Source organism: Oceanobacillus phoenicis (assembly GCF_047238145.1).
Classification (GTDB): Bacteria; Bacillota; Bacilli; order Bacillales; family Amphibacillaceae; genus Oceanobacillus.
This window is the reverse complement of sequence record NZ_JBDFME010000001.1, coordinates 848965-867609: the sequence shown is the minus strand read 5'-3', so window position 1 is coordinate 867609 and position 18645 is coordinate 848965. Positions and strand designations below refer to the sequence as shown.

The window sequence follows — 18645 nt, the reverse complement described above, 5'->3', positions numbered from 1 at the left end:
GTGAGTAGAAAGTATCTTAACACTCTGTTTGGAACTCTGCTTTTCCTTCCAAAATTTCATTCAAAAACTTTTTTGACCTTGTTAGTTGTTCTCGAATAGCATCAATTTCTCTGATTTTTTGTTCAAGCATTACCATCTTTTCATCGTACGATAAGTTAATCTGTTGATTTACCATTAAACTTAACTCCTCTATGGAAAAATCCGCAGACAAAATTGCCTTTACATCTTCTAGATACTCAATGATTTTCTCCGAATAAACACGATAATTATTTACATCTCGTTTTATATATCTCTCAGGAATGATGTTTTTACGTTCATAAAATCTTAATGTCGATATTGGCAAATCAGTTAATTTCGAAACCTCATTTATTTTCATCACATGACCTCTTTTACTATTGCTATGAACCTAAGTTCATAGTTCATAATGTGATTATGATAACCAAAGACATACAAAATGTCAAAATAATCTAACGTTATCAAAAGGAGAGATTTTATGTTTACTAATATTCTTAACAACGATTTCGTCGATATAGTCAAAGGGCGACGTTCTGTTCGTCATTATGATGAGAACGTTAAAATATCGAGAGAAGAATTAAACGAGATTATTTCAGAAGCCAGCTTAGCTCCGTCCTCTGCAAATATGCAATCTTGGCGTGTAGTTGTGGTGGATACTCCCGAAGGAAAGGAAAAACTAAAACCGCTTGTACGTTTCAATACATTACAAAACGATACTTCTTCAGCCATGTTATTAATTTTTGGTGATACTGAAAGCTATTTATATGCAGAAGAAATATATAATACAGCTGTCCAACAAGGAAAAATGCCAGCCGAAGTGCGAGATAGTCAACTCGAAACTATTCTGTCCTTGTTTCCAACTCTCCCAAAAGAAATGAAAGTGGAAATTGCAAAAATCGATAGCAGTCTGTTCGCAATGCAGTTAATGTTAGTAGCCCGTGCCCACGGTTACGATACGAACCCTATGGCAGGATTTGAAGCAGATCAGTTAGCAAAAGCATTTGATTTAGACGAAGAACGATATGCTCCAGTAATGATGATTTCAATTGGAAAAGCCAAAGTTGAGGGATATGAGTCAGTAAGGTTAGGGGCTGATCAAATTTCGTTTTGGCGGTAGGGGGAAAGAGGGCCAAGGAGATAGTTCAACAGACAGCTATGATTTGGTTTCAGTAACGTCTAGAGGAACAGTGGTGGGGCTTGTTTGTAAGTATTCCAATCCACCAAATATCATATTCTGCTCCTTCTATTTTGAATCATATACCCATTATTAAAAGAGCGCATTCTTTATCAATATGCGCTCTTCCTGATGCTAATTCTTAATTAAGCTTCTTACTCATGATTACACTTCTATAATTCGTTACTCCCCAATCAACGTATTCAATCATACGATATCCTCTTTTGGTATAAAAATTTCTTAAGTGGCTTGCACCTTCAGCAGTATCTAATGCTAATTCATCAACGCCCTCATCTTTGGCCTTCGACTCAATTATACTTAACATTTTTGCACCTAATCCAATAGATTGATAAGAAGGTAGCACACCAAACTGCTCTACAGCCCCAACACCTTTCGTTTCATACCATGTACTTCCTTTTTTAATTCCTGGTTTAGAATATGTAATCGTAGATATGATTTCATCATTTTTAAGACCAACTAAGCATTATGCTCCTAAGATTCTTTTACGAGTAATACTAGAATCTTGGTGCGTTGCAAGGTAACGAAAGCCCATTTCATCGAGCTGTTTATACGCAGAATTTAATACATACGTTAATTCATCAATATTATCTTCATCCACTTCAAAAGTACGAATAACAATATCACCGTAGGATAATAACTGTTTGTTCAAAAAATCGCTCCTATTTTATGAATATTAAAGATACCAGCAACTAACTTTGAAGCTCCTGAAAATTGTCACATTGTTAGACTTAAAGTCGATGGATCTATCATAGTAGAAAGTTGATTTAGCTTTACATTATTAATTTAAGTTAATTAGTATATGATGTTTTAGGTTTAAAACACGTAAAAAGTTTCAGTAATCTTATTTAGTTTACTTGTCCCGATAAATAACAAAAATAAAGTTAACGATCTAATTCGATCCTCAGCTCTCGCCTAAAATAGTTTAATAGACATTAGTGAAGTACCGGCACCTATTATATTCATCAATAATCGAAATCGTTTTATTTGCCACTTCACTACCAAGTGAAGCATACAATTTATTATCGCCTATCACATAGAATTCTTCTTTAGCACGTGTAGCTGCAACATTCATCATATTTGGATCGGAAACAGCCCAGCTTGCTGCTCCTCTGCTATTATAGTCAGCCCCAAGAACAAAATAGACAATTTTTGCTTCTTTTCCTTGAAAAGTATGCACAGTTCCAATGTTTGTTGTTTTCCCATTATCTCGTTTTGTGAAGTGAATTTGATCTAAAACTCTAGCAAGTTTGTAAGCAACATTTCTAAACGGGGATATAACATAGATTTCATCCGCTAAATCCGGATCTTCCTGTAAACGTTTATCAATCAGTTCCTTCAGTAAGTCAGCTTGTTCTTTAACAAATTTATCATTTGCTTGTCCTATTGAATCATACCAATGTGATTTCCCTTGTGACTCCTCTTTCCTTTTACCTTGAACCATCAACCCATCATATGATATTTCATTGGAAATGGTAAACATCGGATAGTTCGAACGTCTATGCACCCAAAGCGGTATACCAATCCATTCATCATCATTTCTTTGGTAACCATACTGACTTGTGGCATCCACTATTGTTTGAGTAGACGCATCAGCAGAAACAAATTTTTCATCAACATTGTGATATCTTCCAATCAAAGTCAGAACATTTGAATCTAACGTCAACACTGGTTTTATTTGTGAGGGATCCCCAACAACCATAACCTTTTTGCTTCTAAATATTGCACCAACACTAGCTTGTGGTAGTGCTTGACCAGCCTCATCTATGAATAGATTACCTATTGAATCTTCACTAACATTTTTAAACATTCGTCCAAAACTAGCAAAAGTAGTGCTGACAACAGGAATAGTGAAATTTAACCATTGCCATGATTCTGAAATTAACTGATGTCCATTCTTCTTTCCTACATATTCAGACTGTTTATTCCAAATAATCCTTGCAGCTTTCAAATTCTTCCTGTTTTCATAGAGAAATTGCTTTCTAACTTTTAATGCAGAAATAAATAACTCTGATTGTAAAATACGGAACTGTTTAGTAAACCATGGATTAGACTTTTGAAGTTCATCATAGGATAATGAAAAATCCAATTCCTTTATACTTTTATGAGATTTAAGTTTTTCCAATACCGTTATTTCGTGATGCACTTTTTTTAAATCATTATGTTGAGTAGTGATCCATCGATCGAAATCAACTTTTGCGTTCTTAATTTGTTTTTGAAAATACCCACTTTTTGTAGCATTTTCCTTTAACTTATTTTCGATTTGCATGCAGTCATTCAATAATTTAGTTTTCTGTTGAGAAAGATGGTTTAAATGATTATTTACTTTATTTAGTTTTTTAAAATGCTCTTCAACCTTTGATTTATTAAATAATTTCTGAAACCATAAAAAACTTGGTTTTTGTGAAGTAACTACATCAAAATTCCTTAAAGCTTGAGCTTGTACATTAGTTAAATCTTCAAGTTCAATAGAGGCCTTTGATAAATCTTCTTGCAAATTTACACTTTCTTGCCTCAGTCTTTGAAGTTCACCCTTCATCTTTTTTTTCTGTGAAATCATATTTGTCCGTTTCTTTTTTTCTTCTTGTCCAAAAGCAATGGTTAACTCTTTATGCTTGATTTTTAAATTCTGAAGTAAATACATTTTCTCACTAAATTTTTGAATTTTTTCTCTTTCAATTTTTAATTCATCATAAAGACGTGCGAATTCTTGATATACATCTGTATTTGCTTGATAATTTTCTTCTAAATCTTTTTCTATTGCCTCAATGTTTAAGAGTAACTTGTTAATGTTTGTTGACGCTCCACCTTCTAACGAGAATATACCCCAATTTTCCTCATTTAAAAGTTCACCTCTTATTTCACGATTCTTTCCAAAACCTTCTCCAGTTAATTTAGAATTAGAAACATCTTTGAAATAATTCGCTTCGGATAGTTGCTTTTGTAAATCGTCAGCAACCTTCTCAATCTTTGGCAACTCCTTAACAATGTTTTGAACTGCGCCATTGTTTGAACTTGCAACAATTATATTCTTATCTGAGATAGGATTAGGTAAAACTCCAAGCTTAGCACTTTGCCAATAAACTAGACTACCTTGAATATTTCTATTAGAGAGCTTTGAAATTTGTACTGCCTGTTGTACTACTAAATCAGCAAAAATATCTTTCAATAGCGTTGTTTTCCCAGTTCCTGGTGGACCATTAACACTACGAATATCATTTTTATCATTTAAAGCTAAATTTACCGCAACCTGTTGCATGAATGAAAGTGCAAATTTAGGATTACTTGGAAAACGACCTAAAGGATAAGATTTTGGTTGTAAAACCGTTTCAAAAATATGTGAGTTAAAATTAGATGACTCTCTATTACCATCTAGATTTCGTCTATCTCCCGAAAAACCTTTAAAATATCGATTTAAATTTTTATTAATGATTGTCTTTGCTTTGTTCAAATCTTTAATAAAAAAAGAATGTAGGTTTATATCGCCTTTTTCCAAGTTTTTCACAAATGCATAGCGAGAGCTTTCTTCGGAAAAATGATACTCTTCTAAAAGTTCAGCAAATGTAGTATTGAAATCCTCTGCAAATCTTCTGTTCAGATCTTCTCTAAATGAGTTTTCGAATTTTAAAAATTCTGCTGGCAGCTCAACATATTGTCTGATATAACCACTCATCGTAAAGAACAATTTGTCAGCTATAAAATTTAATTGATTATCAAAATATAGAGAGAAAGTGAATTTGTCAGAGTTACTAACCTCCTCGTCGGATTTATCAATTTTGTATTTCTTCCTTAATATATCAACAACTTCTTGAAAATTAAAAATACCAAAATATAATACTAAGCCCGATTTCTTAAAGAGCTCATCCGAGACATTTTGTTTTTCTTTTTGTTTGGTTAAAAATTCTGCAAAAAACTTTTTCCAGTCCTCTTCCTTTTTACGTAATGGCTTTAGTGATTTTTCTTTCTTATTAATAGAACCTTCGGATAGTTGCTCTATTGTAACCCAAGCATTTAAAATATCTTGTTTTTTGTTCATCTTCTCCCCCCAATAAAATACATTTATGTAAGAACGTATTTACTTATGATAATGTTCTCCTCAGTTTATCCGAAAACTCCGATAAACCTGCTCCAACAATAACAACCGCATTAACTGGTGAGGATATGTCATCTTGGAAAAAGACAATGCTAGGTCACTGTGTTTAACGTTCTTACTAATTCCTAACGATGCGCCAATCACAAATACAACTTTGCTTTTGCCATATGTCGCAAGCTCGTCCAATTTCTTTGCTCGGACCCTAACATCTTTCCTTCAATCTCTCATGTAATCACTAACGCATACGGTCAAATATGAGATAGAATTCGCTCGCCTTCTTTACGTTTAATTACTTCCATTTCCGCTTCACTCATCGTATCTGGTGCTTTTTCATCTGCTACTTATATTATCGACACCTTGGCGTATGCATTTAATACTTTTTTTATTCATCAATACCTTGTTTTAAGTACTTTTCCTTTAACTTTTCAACCGGCACGATCGTTATATTCGTATAGATCTTCCTTTACGTCTCATTTTTAATTTACCATATCACAATTAAATAATTTGCAACTCGCTTGAGATGACGTTGAAAATATTTTTCACAACTTCTTCCTCTCTAATCGCTTCTATGTATTATACTCAAGTTAGTATTACATCAAAGAATGAGGTGTTGAATTGAAGCTAAATGAATATATGGCTAAAACATTTCCCAATCTCGAACTCAGACCGGCTCTATTTTACAGTTGGGATATTGGTATACGTTTTGAATTAGGAGTGAACTATGATTCCGATAATGTCTATTACAATTGTCCGTACCTTATCGGCGTCTATCATAGGGCAATTACTTTATTTAATGCGCTACATTTACTCAATGATGATCTTTATGTTGTAGTCGATGTGGATGACTTTGCAGACAACGTAGCCTTTGAAAAGAAATTGAACGTCTTTTCGAAATTTGTAAAACAGAAGTCTAAATTACTTACATTACAACAAATTACACTTCCTTATGAAGACGGAGACCATAAAACGCATCGATTTTATCTAAAGTGTAAGACAGCTGACATTAAATACATTCAAATGATAAAGGCAATTTGTAATCAAGATATGGGAATGAAGCCTAGGATTTTTCATCGCGTCTATTTTATTAATACCCGCACCAACACTATTTTTCATATTTATGATGATAGAGGTTGTGATGTTATAGCGGCCAAGCCTAAAACGATAGAACATGTATATAAAGGTTACAACGATTGGATTTTAGATTACGACAGAGCTGAGATTGAGAAAGTATTTAATAGAGAGTAGATTACTGGATTAAAGCATGTTTTACATGTCTATATGGCAAACTGTTCATTTGTTTTCAAGGAAAAGTTAGGCAACTATCAGAATATAGTTGTCTAATCAATCTATGTTTCCTCTTTTAACCACCAATCACAAAAATATCCCAAACTATTTTGCAACTTTCCCGTCCCCAACAGCATCTATATATTATACTCAAATTAAATAAGCCCACCAATCATAGACCAAGCCCAACTTGCCGCTACATATAAAAAGAAAGGGGGAGTGGCTCGATTGCATCTTATCACGCGTTTAAAACAGAGAGAAGAAGACGCATTAACCGAAGTGATGAATACCTATGGCAATTACTTATTACGAACCGCCTTCCTGCTCGTAAAAGACCATCAAATGGCAGAAGAAGCTGTGCAAGATACATTTATCACTGCTTTTGAGAAGATTCATCAGCTGGAGGATGCCGCAAAACTGAATAGTTGGCTTACGACGATCATTATCAATCGCTGTCGCTCCCACATGCGAAAAAGCAGCTGGAAAAACCTCCTACCAACTATTGATTTTGACCTGTTCCAAGTCTTTAAAGAAGATACGTCTGCGGGTAATCCAGAAGACTTTCTCCTTCAGTGGGAAGGTAACCAACAACTGAGCGCGGCGATTCAACAATTGGATTATAAATACCGTGAAATCATTACGCTCTATTACTATAACGAAATGAAAATTAATGAGATCGCACTACATACCAATGCCAATGAAAATACGGTGAAGTCGAAGTTAAAGCGTGCACGTTTGCTATTAAAAGATATCTTACTGAAAGGAGAGGAATCCGATGAAGCGTCAACAGCAAACCATAAAACAACAGCTCGATAACGAATTAGAGCATCTTACATTTACCAAACAAAGGGTTGTCATCAACCATGTCCAACAACATACATGGCGACAAAAATGCGCCGCCATGTGGAATAAGGAAATCGAGGTTCCTCTTGTTCCGGTTACAACGGTAAGTCTTATCGTAATATTGTCCGTTGGAATTGCTTTTTCGAACGAACCAGATTCCACTCCTGCACACTCTTATTCCGATGAAACGATTAAGGTTGGTGGCAATGTGTACTGGAAGGAAGATTTCGAGGAGCTGGTGATGCAGTATGAAGATTAAAATGAAAGTGAAGCATCTGACACTAATCATTACGAGCGTGGTATTACTCACTTTATTAACGTTTTTCGTTATTCTTCCGCAATTTCAATTATATAGTGCCGAAAAACAAGCCAATGCAGATACGCCTAAAAGTAAGGCGGCGATCCTTCAGATTCTTGAAGATGACCGTATTTTTGAAAACCAGAAGTGGCGTATTATCGGAGAATATCTATTACAAGATCCTGAGCAAGGCACCTATGAAGTGGTTATTGCGCCTTCGTTCACGCAGATCAATAGTGGTTATTTCACATTTACATTGGAAGAGGTGCTTCCTTATGTAAAGGCATATGTAGACGAAGGACCAATTGATGATCATCTGGTTTCCGCAGCAGTACAGCTTGCTTCGTATTATGAGAAGCAAGGAGAGCTAGAACAGGCCAATAGTGTCTTTGAACGTACATTAGCACGAATATCTTCTATTAAAACAAGTTACGCGTATTTAGAGGAAGAAGCATACATTGCACAGATTGATTTCTTAATACGACAGGCGGATTATGAAGAAGCTACGCAACTATTAATAGATATCAGCAAGCCAATGAGCAGAGAGAATTACGATTTACAAGCGAGAATCCGAAAAAAACAAGCCGAAATAGCCATTGACGAAGGAAACACAGAATTAGCACTTGATATCGTCACGCATACGCTCACCGAATTCAAAGAGAAGGAAAAGGAAGAAAGAGAAGTAACAATGGACACGGGAGGGCATACCGCCGTTGTCTATGAATCGCTGTTAAATATGAAAGAAAGACTCGAAAACAAATCTGGTGAGGAACGAAATACGGTGACAGGCAGAGTAGTCTATAGTGATGGTACTCCAGCTGTGAATGTCGGAGTAATTTTAAAACATGAATCCGACATTCATTATAGCGGACTGATCGATGAACCTTACCGGGAACAGACGGATATCCAAGGATACTATACATTAGATAATGTAGCTGCCGGGAGCTATCAATTGGTACTTGGGTTTTCTTTTGAGCAGATTAATGGTTGGACCTACCCGGCAGAAATGACAGACTGGATTGATGTCGAAGTTGGCGATGAAATTGCCTACAATATTGAACTGCAACCTTTAATGGATATACACTCTCCGGTCAACCAAGAAACGATAAAGGATGAGCATATTCTTTTTTCCTGGGATCCGGTCAAGGGCGCTGCCTATTACCAACTTAATCTAGCCTTGGACCTTGATGGCGAAGGGGCGATTGGTAATATCTTTCGGTCACAAATTACCGATTCGCAACTGGAAGTCCCTGTCGAAGAACTATATAGTCAAACGGTCGGTATATCGTTTTCTGGGGATGATGCGGATTCGGTAGATCCACGATCTTTATTGGCTTTTTCCAATACAGAGAATCGCTTTTCTTGGACGGTAGAAGCCTATGATGCAGACGGTGACTTAATTACACAGAGCAATGGATATCGGTTAGGAGAAGACACAATTGGAAACCTTCCATTCTTTTACATTAAAGAAAGAAGTATGACCGAGGCAGATCAATTATTGCTAGATAAGAAACTGGAAGAAGCTCTAGAAACATATAAAGCAGATTACAAAGACAACCCTGATGATATGCATAGCTTACGGATGATTACTCGACTTATTGGATTGGAACGATTCGATGAAGATACTTATGAAATCGAGAGTGAAAAAGCAATTCCATATTTGATTGAATTAGCCGACCAAACAAACAGCTCCGATGCCATATTTAGACTGATGGAGTACTATTATGGGCTGGGTAAGTGGGATGCGTTTGAGCGTTGGTATGCGCCGTACACAACCTACGTCGATGAGAACGACGACCATGTAAATGGGATATACGCTACCGCCTTATTGAAACAAGGAAAATTAGATGAAGCCAAGGATACATTTGCAGCAGTTACAGAACAAAGCGATAATAATGATTTGGTTGGATACTGGCTCGCAATTGAGTTGTACGAAGGAACAGACTTCGCAGACATCTTAGATATCGCAAAAACATATCCAGAACGTCCTTTTGCGGAGGCAAAAGTGGATTGGGCAAGGATGATTCAAGCAATGGAAAAAGAAAGCGTTGAATTTGATAATTATCGTGATGAGATTGAGCACGTCCTTGATTTATTTTTCCACGAGGAATACGAAGAAATAGAACATTGGAGAGAAGCTACGGATATGAGAGCTTTGAAGGCGTTCGTGGAGGCTGTGATGGAAGTGGAGTGATAGGTAAAAAGAAAAGAAGCGCGTTGCTTCTTTTCTTTTTGTCTAAATCTTTCTCGTTATTACGGACAAAAATCGGGATACATATTGGACTGGCACCCTATGTATCCCCATTACATATGTTTCATCGAACACGACGAAGGTTTAACGAATAACCCTATTCACTATCCATTCGTAAAAGTTGTCTAAACCCAAAATGAAGACGGTCGTCTTTAAACTGCAATAAGTGCTCAGTCCCATGCATCGCTATGGTAATATCGCTTTTCCCCACAGGGCGGGTTGGAATTTCCGTTCCTAAATAATCTATAAAAATAGCTTCATCCTTTTCATAGACTTTGATCGTTTGCCCCTCATTAGAATGATACGTACCGGTGATTGCTTGGCGATCTGCTTCAGAGAGCACATAATCATCATACTCGATAGCTTTTTTATCAGGCTCAATACCTATCTCACTTTGTATCGCCCCTTTTAACAGCGCTTCAGCAGGAGCACCGGCAATATTCGTCAAACAAACACCCGCAATATCCTTCTCAGGCAATACGGAAAACTGCGCTGACACGCCTTTAATTCCTCCACCATGTTCAATTAACGTTGTGCCAAAAAAGTCAGGGATAATGATGACCCCGTAACCATAATGTAGGCCTGGCTCGACTTCAATATGCTGGGATGTTAGTTCATCAAGGCTTTCCGGACTTAAAATACCATTGCCATCATTTAAAAAGACATCTCCGAAGCGAAGCATATCATCCGCAGTTGATTTTACATAACCGGCTGCCCACATTGCAGGCGCATTCCACCATCCAGGCGAGTGTTCCACTGCTGGTGTCTCGGCAAGTGGGTTAACACTGTACAAACTTGTCGCACGATTATCCAATCGCTCCGGATCAAAAAAACTACTTTTCATACCGAGTGGCAGAAAGATATTCGTCTCTATATAGTGTGCATACGACTGTCCACTAACTCGTTCAATAATGATGCCAAGGAGAGCGTAGCCATCATTTGAATAGCTGAATGAACGACCCGGACGGTCAAGCGGGTCAAATTGAATCGTATTTAAATAGTTTATAAGATCTTCATAAGTATCAATGCTATCTTGCTCAGGATCGAGAGGGACACCTAGCTTAATCTGAAAATCGAAGGAACCATCTTCTTCCATTGATTGCTTGTTTGCGTAAAAAAGTGTGTTTAACGGTGGAATTCCGGATGTATGGGTCATCAGATGATGAAGTGTTATATCATCACTCCCTCTAAACGTCATCTCGGGAAGATATGTTTTAATCGTATCGTGGACAGATAGTTTGCCCGCTTCTTGCAGCTGAAGTATGGCGATGCAGGTCATAGACTTCGTAATACTTCCAATCCCAAAAATAGTGTCCGCTGTAACAGGTAATTCATTTTCTCGATCTCGGTAACCGAATCCTTTTTCATAACGTTGATGGTTTAATGCGACTATTGCTCCTGGAGTTTGATGTGCTTTTACAAGCGATTCCGAAAACTCTTCGTACTTTATTTTATCCAAGGTTAGATCCCTCCCTATTAGGTTAACTAATTATACGTTTTAACAGTGTTATAGTTTCAACCATCAATAAACTCATCAATATTTTGTAAAGTTTACATTACCCGTACCCTTACCAACTTCACACACACTACTTTTCATATATACAGCGTCTTTTGCTTTCCCCAAAGAAAATGAATGGCTCTGGTTCTAACTTTCGCCACCCATATGGCCAATCTCCTTGCTTATAAATCTCAAAGATTTTTCATACAAGTTATCTGTTATCCTATTAGCTAATCGGTTTAATGCACACATCGAAACAGGCAGATTTTATTTTTTACCACTTCTATCCGACGTGACGTAGAAACGCTGAACATTAACTTCAGCGTTTCTTGTGTTGACTTAGTCAATTTAGGTTACTAACCAATAAGTTAGTTATAGTCATCTGATTTCTGAAGTGCTTGCTTAGCTAAAGACAATAGTTTATCCAGTTCAGACTTCGTAAATAATTCCTGGTTTTCTGGTACTTTTAAGAGTAGTTCTGGAGATTTTTGTACAAAAACCTTATTTATTTCCACCTCTTCCTCGACACCTGAAGGCCATTGACCTGTTTCTGCGTAAATCATTACTTCACGAGCGTCTTGATATGATTTAAATGCTTTGTCCATATTTCTTTTAGAAATAGGATAATAAACAGGCTCATTATATGGTCCTTGCGCCCAAGAAATTTGATATTCTCCATCTTTCTCTATAATTGCAAAACCATCTCCACGATGTATTTTTTCCATTCTTTCTACCTCCATTGGTTTAATATATGTCAGAAACCGTATAATTACTAGATTTTATCTGGTCTATAACTGCTTCTGAAATTCCACCTTGTGTGTAAAACCTTGCCCAACCTGTAATTTGGGATAAAAAAAGACTCTAACCGCAACAACCAGTTAAAGTCATAAATAATGTAGGTATATTGAGATTCTGTGCAGATAGTGAGTAATAAATTGGTTAAAAAAAGCAGATGCTTCTTTTCTGGGAATGTAGAATTGACTGTATAAGTGAGAGCGTACGGCTCTTACTACGCAGTTTAGTTTACACTCCCATTTCTTTTTTCTAATACTCTCTTATTTTTCTAGAAATAAATGAGTTGAAATAACATTATTTTAAATACTTTTCTTCCCATTTATCTTGTTTTTCAACAGGGCTTATCTCAGAAATATCTTCATATCCATAATCAATATTCATCTTACCCGAATTATCTAAAATAAATGTAAGACTTGTCCATAGTTCATGACCCTGGTTGCTAAATTCATTTAAAAGTTCTTCAAAGCAATAATATAAGTCGTGTTTTAAGCCTTTATATTCTTTAATATTCACATCAAAAATATCAGGTATATCTATGTTGTATACAGGTGCACCCTGGTTTTCGGGGTAGTAATAAAAATAAACTTGTGAATACCCCTCTCTTATCTCAGCATATAAAAAAACTTTTTCCCAAGGTTCTGGAATCATGTCAACTAGTAAATTTGCAGCTTTTTGATATTGTATTTCCATTTTTCTTGTTTCCAATTTTATTTTCCTCCTTGATAGTTAGTTAGATTAGCCTCATATTTTTTACCATTTATTCTATACTCTACCTCAAATTTTAATGGACGAGACGATTCTTTATAAATAGGTTCAATCTTAACTGATACTTTTTTACCTTCTTCTAATGCTTTTTTTCAAGTACTTTCTAAATTTTTATACTCTCGTCTATTAAGTGTAGCATTCATAGGTACTAAATTATCTAAGTCTCCTGATCCCTTAAATATATTAGCTATTAAATGCCCTCCGTCATCATTAGGTAACCTATCTTTTTGTCCTACTGTCCTTTGTGCATATTGATTACGTTTAGCTTTTCCAAGTTCTAGATTAGCCTCTACATTAGATATTCTTCCCTTACTATCAGTTTTATAAAGGTAACCCTCTTTTGTAGAATACTCTACATTTGGTTTTAAAGATTTCTTTCCATTAACTTTGGTATATTGATCTCCATAGTCTACCTTTTTTGTTGCGGTTTTCACATCCCCACTACTACCACTCTTCTTCGCAGGAATCTCACCCTTGCTAGTCACTTTAAAGCCATCATATTCTTTCACTAGCTTGCCAGCTTTTCCAAATTTCCCGATTGGCAGTAGGAAAAATCCAGCCATGGCCTTTTCGCCAACAGTTGCTTCATCATCTACTAGAGTTTTTACGTCATCAAGGAATAAAAAGGCTACTACTGCTTTTCCACCTTGGAGGGTCTTCTCTCCTGCCCATGCTGCTCCATCAACTATTGCATCTCCTGCTTTAAAGGCGCCATCCCACATCTTCTTACTGGAATTCACCGTTTCATTTAACAGTTTTCCACCTATCTCAACCGTTCCATCCGCCACTTTTTTCGATAGAGCTACGGTATAATCCCATAAATTCTTTTCCTCTTCCACCGGCTCCAACCGTTCTTCAGGAATATCTCCTACAAAAATTTAAAAAGGCTAAACAAGAATATATATCTTGTCTAGCGCTTTTGTTTTCATAATCTAATAATAATTCCAAGTACTTACCATTTTTTACTTCACTTAAAGATTGGTTAATTCTATTTTTTAAACTCCATTTCTACCTCCCCTAACTCTATAAGAAAGGTTCTTCGTACTTTCAGGTAAATTAGTATCAAAATCATAGCCAATTTAGACCAATTAATTTTCACTTATTCTACCAATTAAGCCTAATAAAGTCCCTTTTTAAGACATCTGTGTGTCTATGATATTGGTAAAGACCCGTTCCAACTGCACTAATTTAATCCCAACGCCACCTTAAACTAATTATTTTTTTGCGTATTTTTCTACTTTTTTATAAAAATATTCACAGGCCTTATCTTCATCATCAAATATTTTTAAACCTGATTTTTTTCCTCTTTCACTATAATACACTTCCCAATTATCCCCATCTTTAGTTATACAATACTGTTCATTTGGAAGTCCTCCTTTTAATATCGAATAAATATCCTTAGGTACATTAATTTCTTGCAACTTTTGTTCTAGTTCTATTATTTTCATTATGGTGTAACCCTCCTTAGTATTCCTTCTTCTAATAAATTTTCAACTGTATCTGTCAATACATATTGAACTCCGCCTCCAACTTCATCAAACCAGGGTGCAATCTCTCCTCCCTTAACTTTAATAGGAGCAATGACTTCAAATACGGTATAAGGTTTCAAATCTGTACCTGGGGCAACAGCTCTCATTTCATAAGGAATATCTACTGGCGAAACAAATGTACCTGTGTCATAACCATATCTATCTATCCTAAATCCTGGTTGTAAAGTTTCTTCAATCGGTGTATTTAAAAACCCATCGTTTTTAGGCCAATTTATTGCACCAGTTTCTTGATCATAGTATTTAGGATTATCAAATACATCCTTATGTTTTAAATACACCTCATCATTTGGAGAGTATTTCCAACTAGATATTTTAGCCTTATCCGTTTCAGAAATTACTTGTTTAACATCACCTGTACCCTTACTCTCATTCGAACTCCCACTACTCCCCCCACTTCGAGGAGTATCCGTCTTAACTAAATGATAAGCTCCTGTTGCATCCTGTACAAGCCCGACTTCTGGCATTCTCACACGGAACCACTCGCGAATGTTGGTTAGTGTTGGTAATTTGCCAGGTACATACGTATTATTACTTGATACAGTAGAGTTAGTACTTGTCGAATCCTTGTCTTTCTTCGGTGCTGCTTGTGCACCTGTCGTTTTACTATTTGGAGTGGAAATACCTGCTTTAGGGCTTGGTGTCCGTATAAACATAAGCATACCCATTGAAATCACATGCGCAACATGTTCTTTTGAATTTGGATCATCAGGATTAAAGGCACCCTCAGCAAGATCCACTCCACCCATTGTTACCCAGTTGGCAAAATCCGCAGGCGAATTCAACATGTTTTCACTATAGCCTACCATCGAATTGTAAGTATTCTTTCCGCCATCTAAAGCACCAACGGTTAAATAGTTGGCAAAGTCATAAAAAGAATTCATCTTATTATCATTCAATTCCTCTAGATGATTACCAAACCCTTGAACGGCGTCTTTCCCTAGTTCGTAAGTTGAATCTAACGTTCTCATAAAGCTAGATCCAAATCTACTTAGAAAGCCCTTATCCTCTTCCACCGGCTTCAATCGTTCTTCTGGAATATCCCCCACAAAATGATACTTCATGACACCATCATGATCCATGAAGGAACGAACGATTCTTCCGTCTTGCAACGTAAGGTAGTTTCCATAGTATTCGCCTTTATAATCACGTACGGACTCGCTACTAACTACCTTCGCATCTAAGCTCTTGTACTCGTCTTCTAGCATGATTGGAGATGTCGTATCTACGATAGTTGCTAAGGCGCGCATGCGATAACTCATCGTCATACTCATTGTATCATTTAATTGTGCTCGTACAATTGAAGCAGCTGTATTTCCCATTGCAAGATAACTAGAGTTGGTTATCGATCTAAATATGTCTAAGACAACATCTTTCGGTATGGTTTTTTGTACAATTCCAGCAATCATTTGCTGGTGGACATCAAGTTGTGTAATCGAGTTTGTTTGGTAACTCGTCATAATCAATTGGCGATCTTTTGTTAACGATTGAATGTCAGTGAGGTAATTTTCTAGGAGGTCCACATCGTTTTCCGTAGTTGTTAATTTATGGGTTGCTTCTTGATCAAATTGATGAAGCTTTTCAATGGTTTTATTTACTTTGCTTTCTGTCTTTTCGACACTGTGTATGAATTGATCATCGGATAGATCTGACAGATGAATAATATCACGCACCGACCGTAAGATATCATTCGTTTCATCGGTTAGTTGTGCCGTTTGTTCTTTCGCTTTATTTAATTGACGCTTCATTTCTGTTTTTAGAAAATCCTCGTCAATAAATGCTTGTTCGGATCTGTCTAGCTCATACAATAACTGTTGAATTTGCCTTAGAATATCATGATACTCTCGAACAATTCCTTCTAAATAAACTGCTAGTGGTGCATGGATATCTTTATAAAAAGCCCTGATGGAAGATGCTGCTTGACCACTAAAATCGGACTCAGTATTCAGTATACTAGTAATTTTTCCGTGTACTTCTGCCACTTGTTCCGCTAATTCGGATAATAGTTTTGTCGTCTGTTCAATACCTTCATGAATCGTTGAAGCTTCTACTGTCTTCATTCCCCTTAATCCTTCCCTCCTACTCCCCCACTAGGATTCAATCATTTCAATCCCTTTTGCAGCCATTCTCTCTTCTTCTTCTAAGCTGTCTAACGCACGATAAGCAGAAGAAATATGCTTTGTTGAGATTTCTCGATATCGTTCGGTTAGTTCTCCCAAACGTCGATTTAGCTTGTTAATTTTCTCGACTACTTCTACGTTGTTGTTGCCGCGAATATCCGAGATTCCTTCTAACTTCACTTGGTTGACTGAAGTTTCATAGTCTTGAAGCTTTTGTTCTACCGGACTTCGATTCAATTTTATTTCAGCCATGTCTTCACTCCCTCGCCACTTCAAAATACGCATCTTATTTCATGGTAAAATTTAACTTATCTTTTATCTCTTTCTAGTATAAACATCCTTACTCATGATTCGAAGGGGAAATTTTGACTATTTTTTAAGGATTACGTATATAAAACAGACTTTCGAACTAGTTATTAAGAATGGTAACGGTCAGAAGCTTCTTTCTCGGCTCATCAACTGTGTATCCAGTTGATTCCTTTTTTCTAATGAAGCTATTGTTCTAATCATACTCAAATAAAAAGAAAACTGAAACTACCAAATAATTGAATAAAAGTAAAAAAATGGTTATAATCCAACTACATCGTTCCATACCATCCTAATCGTTTGCTAGAATTGAACAAGTTTATTTTTAATAACAATCTGAAATAAGTAATTTATAAAAAGGAAGTAAGAGGAATAAAAGAGAGGATTAATCAGCACATGTTCGTTACACCACAAAATAGAAAACCTGAGATAAAAAAGCGCGCCATTTCATTAGATTTAGCAAGAGGTGCTATCTTATTACTAATTGTACTTGCCCACGCGCCACTTTATTTATACAACGCTGATCCAGGGCTTATGCAAAGAGTTGCGAGTACGAACTTCTTTGATGAAATTGTAAACCTTTTTGGTATATTTTTTATTGATCATCGGGCGAGGGCAATGTTTGCCTTATTGTTAGGGTATGGTTTAGTCTTGTTATTTAATAGCCAACTTTCTAAAGGAAAAAGTAAGAAGGATGCTGCAAAATTAATACGAAGACGTTCCTGGTATTTGATCTTATTTGGTTTCATATTAGCAGTCATCATAGGCGGGCAAGATATCCTTATGGCTTATGGTTTTGCTGGGCTTATTGTTAGCACACTATTAAGTCGTAATCTTAAATCTATAGTACGATTATTTATCATTATTACTCTAATTTACTGTCTAGCTACTCCAATATTGTGGGGACTCGGTATGCTAGAATTCAAGAGTTACGGTTTCCCACTAGATCTATCAGCAACGGACACCTATGTAAATCGTACATTATCTCTTTTAGCTACTTTTCCAATCATTCCAATTATCATTCATCTAATGATTCCTATACTCCCATCCGTTTTGATAGGGATATGGTTAGCTAAAAAACAGTTATTGACAAAGCCAGAATTACATTTAAGATCACTTAAACTTATAAGTGTTATAGGCTTAACGATTTCGATATTAGGCGCATTACCACTATCCTTAATAGGGAGCGTGTGGCATCCAAGTTTCTTTGTATCAGGTTTACTATTTGGGCTCCATATATTAACTGGAATTGCAGGTGGGTTAGCCTATGCAGCAATTTTCGGATTAATTGGGGCTAAATTAAAAGAACCCGGTCCTATTAGTAATTCTTTAAAAGCTTTAGGAAAACGTTCATTAACATTTTATATATGGAATGAGGCTATGCTTGTTCTATTTTTATCACCGGTAGCACTTGATTTAGCAGGAACAGTCAATAACGGGATAGCCGCTCTTATTGCTGTGGGCATTTGGATGTTTTCCATTTTGATGGCGACTTTATTAGAAAAAAACAATATGAATGGTCCATTGGAAATTGTAATGAGGCGAATGATGTATAAAAATGCATAAACTTAACAACAACCGAGATAATTGAGATTATCTCGGTTGTCTTTCGTTTTGAGAGCATTCCTTCAAGGATGA

16 protein-coding genes and 2 pseudogenes are annotated in these 18645 nt (G+C 36.2%); 6 read left to right on the top strand and 12 right to left on the bottom strand.

Features of this window, described 5'->3' with window-relative positions; genetic code table 11:
* Positions 1–16: 16 nt before the first annotated feature.
* Complete coding sequence (locus ABC346_RS04735; RefSeq protein ID WP_272029916.1) at positions 17–376, bottom strand: MerR family transcriptional regulator; 360 nt, start codon at positions 374–376, stop codon at positions 17–19.
* Positions 377–493: 117 nt separating this feature from the next.
* Between ABC346_RS04735 and ABC346_RS04730 the strand changes: the two genes are divergently transcribed.
* Complete coding sequence (locus ABC346_RS04730; protein ID WP_413233771.1) at positions 494–1132, top strand: nitroreductase family protein; 639 nt, start codon at positions 494–496, stop codon at positions 1130–1132.
* 199 nt (positions 1133–1331) lie between these two features.
* Here the strand turns inward: ABC346_RS04730 and ABC346_RS04725 are convergent.
* From ABC346_RS04725 to rlmH, 4 genes and pseudogenes are all read right to left on the bottom strand, one after another.
* Positions 1332–1658 (bottom strand): annotated as a pseudogene (locus ABC346_RS04725) (GNAT family N-acetyltransferase); the annotation flags it as partial.
* Between the two features lie 15 nt (positions 1659–1673).
* Positions 1674–1859, bottom strand: a complete 186-nt coding sequence (locus ABC346_RS04720; protein WP_413233770.1) for a hypothetical protein — start codon at positions 1857–1859, stop codon at positions 1674–1676.
* Positions 1860–2132: 273 nt separating this feature from the next.
* On the bottom strand, positions 2133–5243 hold the full coding sequence (locus tag ABC346_RS04715; RefSeq protein ID WP_413233769.1) for a DEAD/DEAH box helicase: 3111 nt from the start codon (positions 5241–5243) through the stop codon (positions 2133–2135).
* A 60-nt stretch (positions 5244–5303) separates the two neighbouring features.
* Positions 5304–5757: pseudogene (gene rlmH, locus ABC346_RS04710) on the bottom strand (23S rRNA (pseudouridine(1915)-N(3))-methyltransferase RlmH).
* A gap of 158 nt (positions 5758–5915) precedes the next feature.
* Here rlmH and ABC346_RS04705 point away from each other — a divergent pair.
* From ABC346_RS04705 to ABC346_RS04690, 4 genes are all read left to right on the top strand, one after another.
* Entirely contained in the window at positions 5916–6545 is a 630-nt protein-coding gene (locus ABC346_RS04705) for a DUF3885 domain-containing protein (protein WP_413233768.1), read from the top strand.
* Between the two features lie 267 nt (positions 6546–6812).
* A complete protein-coding gene (locus tag ABC346_RS04700) occupies positions 6813–7400 on the top strand; it encodes an RNA polymerase sigma factor (protein WP_413233767.1) in 588 nt (195 codons plus the stop codon).
* Positions 7360–7686 (top strand): hypothetical protein, encoded by a 327-nt coding sequence (locus ABC346_RS04695; RefSeq protein ID WP_413233766.1) that lies wholly within the window; start codon positions 7360–7362, stop codon positions 7684–7686. The genes ABC346_RS04700 and ABC346_RS04695 overlap by 41 nt, the downstream gene beginning before the upstream one ends.
* Positions 7676–9919 (top strand): hypothetical protein, encoded by a 2244-nt coding sequence (locus tag ABC346_RS04690; protein ID WP_413233765.1) that lies wholly within the window; start codon positions 7676–7678, stop codon positions 9917–9919. Before ABC346_RS04695 ends, ABC346_RS04690 begins: the two co-directional genes overlap by 11 nt.
* A 154-nt stretch (positions 9920–10073) precedes the next feature.
* Here ABC346_RS04690 and ABC346_RS04685 read toward each other — a convergent pair whose 3' ends face one another.
* From ABC346_RS04685 to ABC346_RS04655, 7 genes are all read right to left on the bottom strand, one after another.
* Positions 10074–11435: a serine hydrolase domain-containing protein gene (locus ABC346_RS04685; protein ID WP_413233764.1), complete on the bottom strand. Its 1362-nt coding sequence runs from the start codon at positions 11433–11435 to the stop codon at positions 10074–10076.
* Between the two features lie 407 nt (positions 11436–11842).
* Positions 11843–12199: a hypothetical protein gene (locus tag ABC346_RS04680; RefSeq protein ID WP_413233763.1), complete on the bottom strand. Its 357-nt coding sequence runs from the start codon at positions 12197–12199 to the stop codon at positions 11843–11845.
* Positions 12200–12563: 364 nt separating this feature from the next.
* The gene (locus ABC346_RS04675) at positions 12564–12974 is read right to left on the bottom strand and encodes an immunity protein YezG family protein (RefSeq protein WP_413233762.1); all 411 of its coding nucleotides are present in this window, start codon (positions 12972–12974) and stop codon (positions 12564–12566) included.
* Between the two features lie 152 nt (positions 12975–13126).
* On the bottom strand, positions 13127–13873 hold the full coding sequence (locus tag ABC346_RS04670; RefSeq protein ID WP_413233761.1) for a DNA/RNA non-specific endonuclease: 747 nt from the start codon (positions 13871–13873) through the stop codon (positions 13127–13129).
* A 375-nt stretch (positions 13874–14248) separates the two neighbouring features.
* The gene (locus ABC346_RS04665) at positions 14249–14482 is read right to left on the bottom strand and encodes a hypothetical protein (RefSeq protein WP_413233760.1); all 234 of its coding nucleotides are present in this window, start codon (positions 14480–14482) and stop codon (positions 14249–14251) included.
* Positions 14482–16641 carry a T7SS effector LXG polymorphic toxin gene (locus tag ABC346_RS04660; protein WP_413233759.1) on the bottom strand — a complete coding sequence of 720 codons (2160 nt, stop codon included), beginning with the start codon at positions 16639–16641 and terminating at the stop codon, positions 14482–14484. Before ABC346_RS04660 ends, ABC346_RS04665 begins: the two co-directional genes overlap by 1 nt.
* 30 nt (positions 16642–16671) lie before the next feature.
* Positions 16672–16953, bottom strand: coding sequence for a YwqI/YxiC family protein (locus tag ABC346_RS04655; RefSeq protein ID WP_413233758.1), 282 nt, complete (start codon positions 16951–16953; stop codon positions 16672–16674).
* A 450-nt stretch (positions 16954–17403) separates the two neighbouring features.
* Here ABC346_RS04655 and ABC346_RS04650 point away from each other — a divergent pair, with 450 nt between their 5' ends.
* Positions 17404–18573, top strand: a complete 1170-nt coding sequence (locus ABC346_RS04650; protein ID WP_413233757.1) for a DUF418 domain-containing protein — start codon at positions 17404–17406, stop codon at positions 18571–18573.
* The last annotated feature ends 72 nt before the right edge of the window (positions 18574–18645 follow it).

Bases quoted from the DNA above. Each gene is read 5' to 3' on its own strand.
- ABC346_RS04735 (WP_272029916.1), bottom strand. From the start codon at position 376: ATGAAAATAAATGAGGTTTCGAAATTAACTGATTTGCCAATATCGACA.
- ABC346_RS04730 (WP_413233771.1), top strand. From the start codon at position 494: ATGTTTACTAATATTCTTAACAACGATTTCGTCGATATAGTCAAAGGG.
- ABC346_RS04715 (WP_413233769.1), bottom strand. From the start codon at position 5,243: ATGAACAAAAAACAAGATATTTTAAATGCTTGGGTTACAATAGAGCAA.
- ABC346_RS04695 (WP_413233766.1), top strand. From the start codon at position 7,360: ATGAAGCGTCAACAGCAAACCATAAAACAACAGCTCGATAACGAATTA.
- ABC346_RS04690 (WP_413233765.1), top strand. From the start codon at position 7,676: ATGAAGATTAAAATGAAAGTGAAGCATCTGACACTAATCATTACGAGC.
- ABC346_RS04680 (WP_413233763.1), bottom strand. From the start codon at position 12,199: ATGGAAAAAATACATCGTGGAGATGGTTTTGCAATTATAGAGAAAGAT.
- ABC346_RS04665 (WP_413233760.1), bottom strand. From the start codon at position 14,482: ATGAAAATAATAGAACTAGAACAAAAGTTGCAAGAAATTAATGTACCT.
- ABC346_RS04660 (WP_413233759.1), bottom strand. From the start codon at position 16,641: ATGAAGACAGTAGAAGCTTCAACGATTCATGAAGGTATTGAACAGACG.
- ABC346_RS04655 (WP_413233758.1), bottom strand. From the start codon at position 16,953: ATGGCTGAAATAAAATTGAATCGAAGTCCGGTAGAACAAAAGCTTCAA.
- ABC346_RS04650 (WP_413233757.1), top strand. From the start codon at position 17,404: ATGTTCGTTACACCACAAAATAGAAAACCTGAGATAAAAAAGCGCGCC.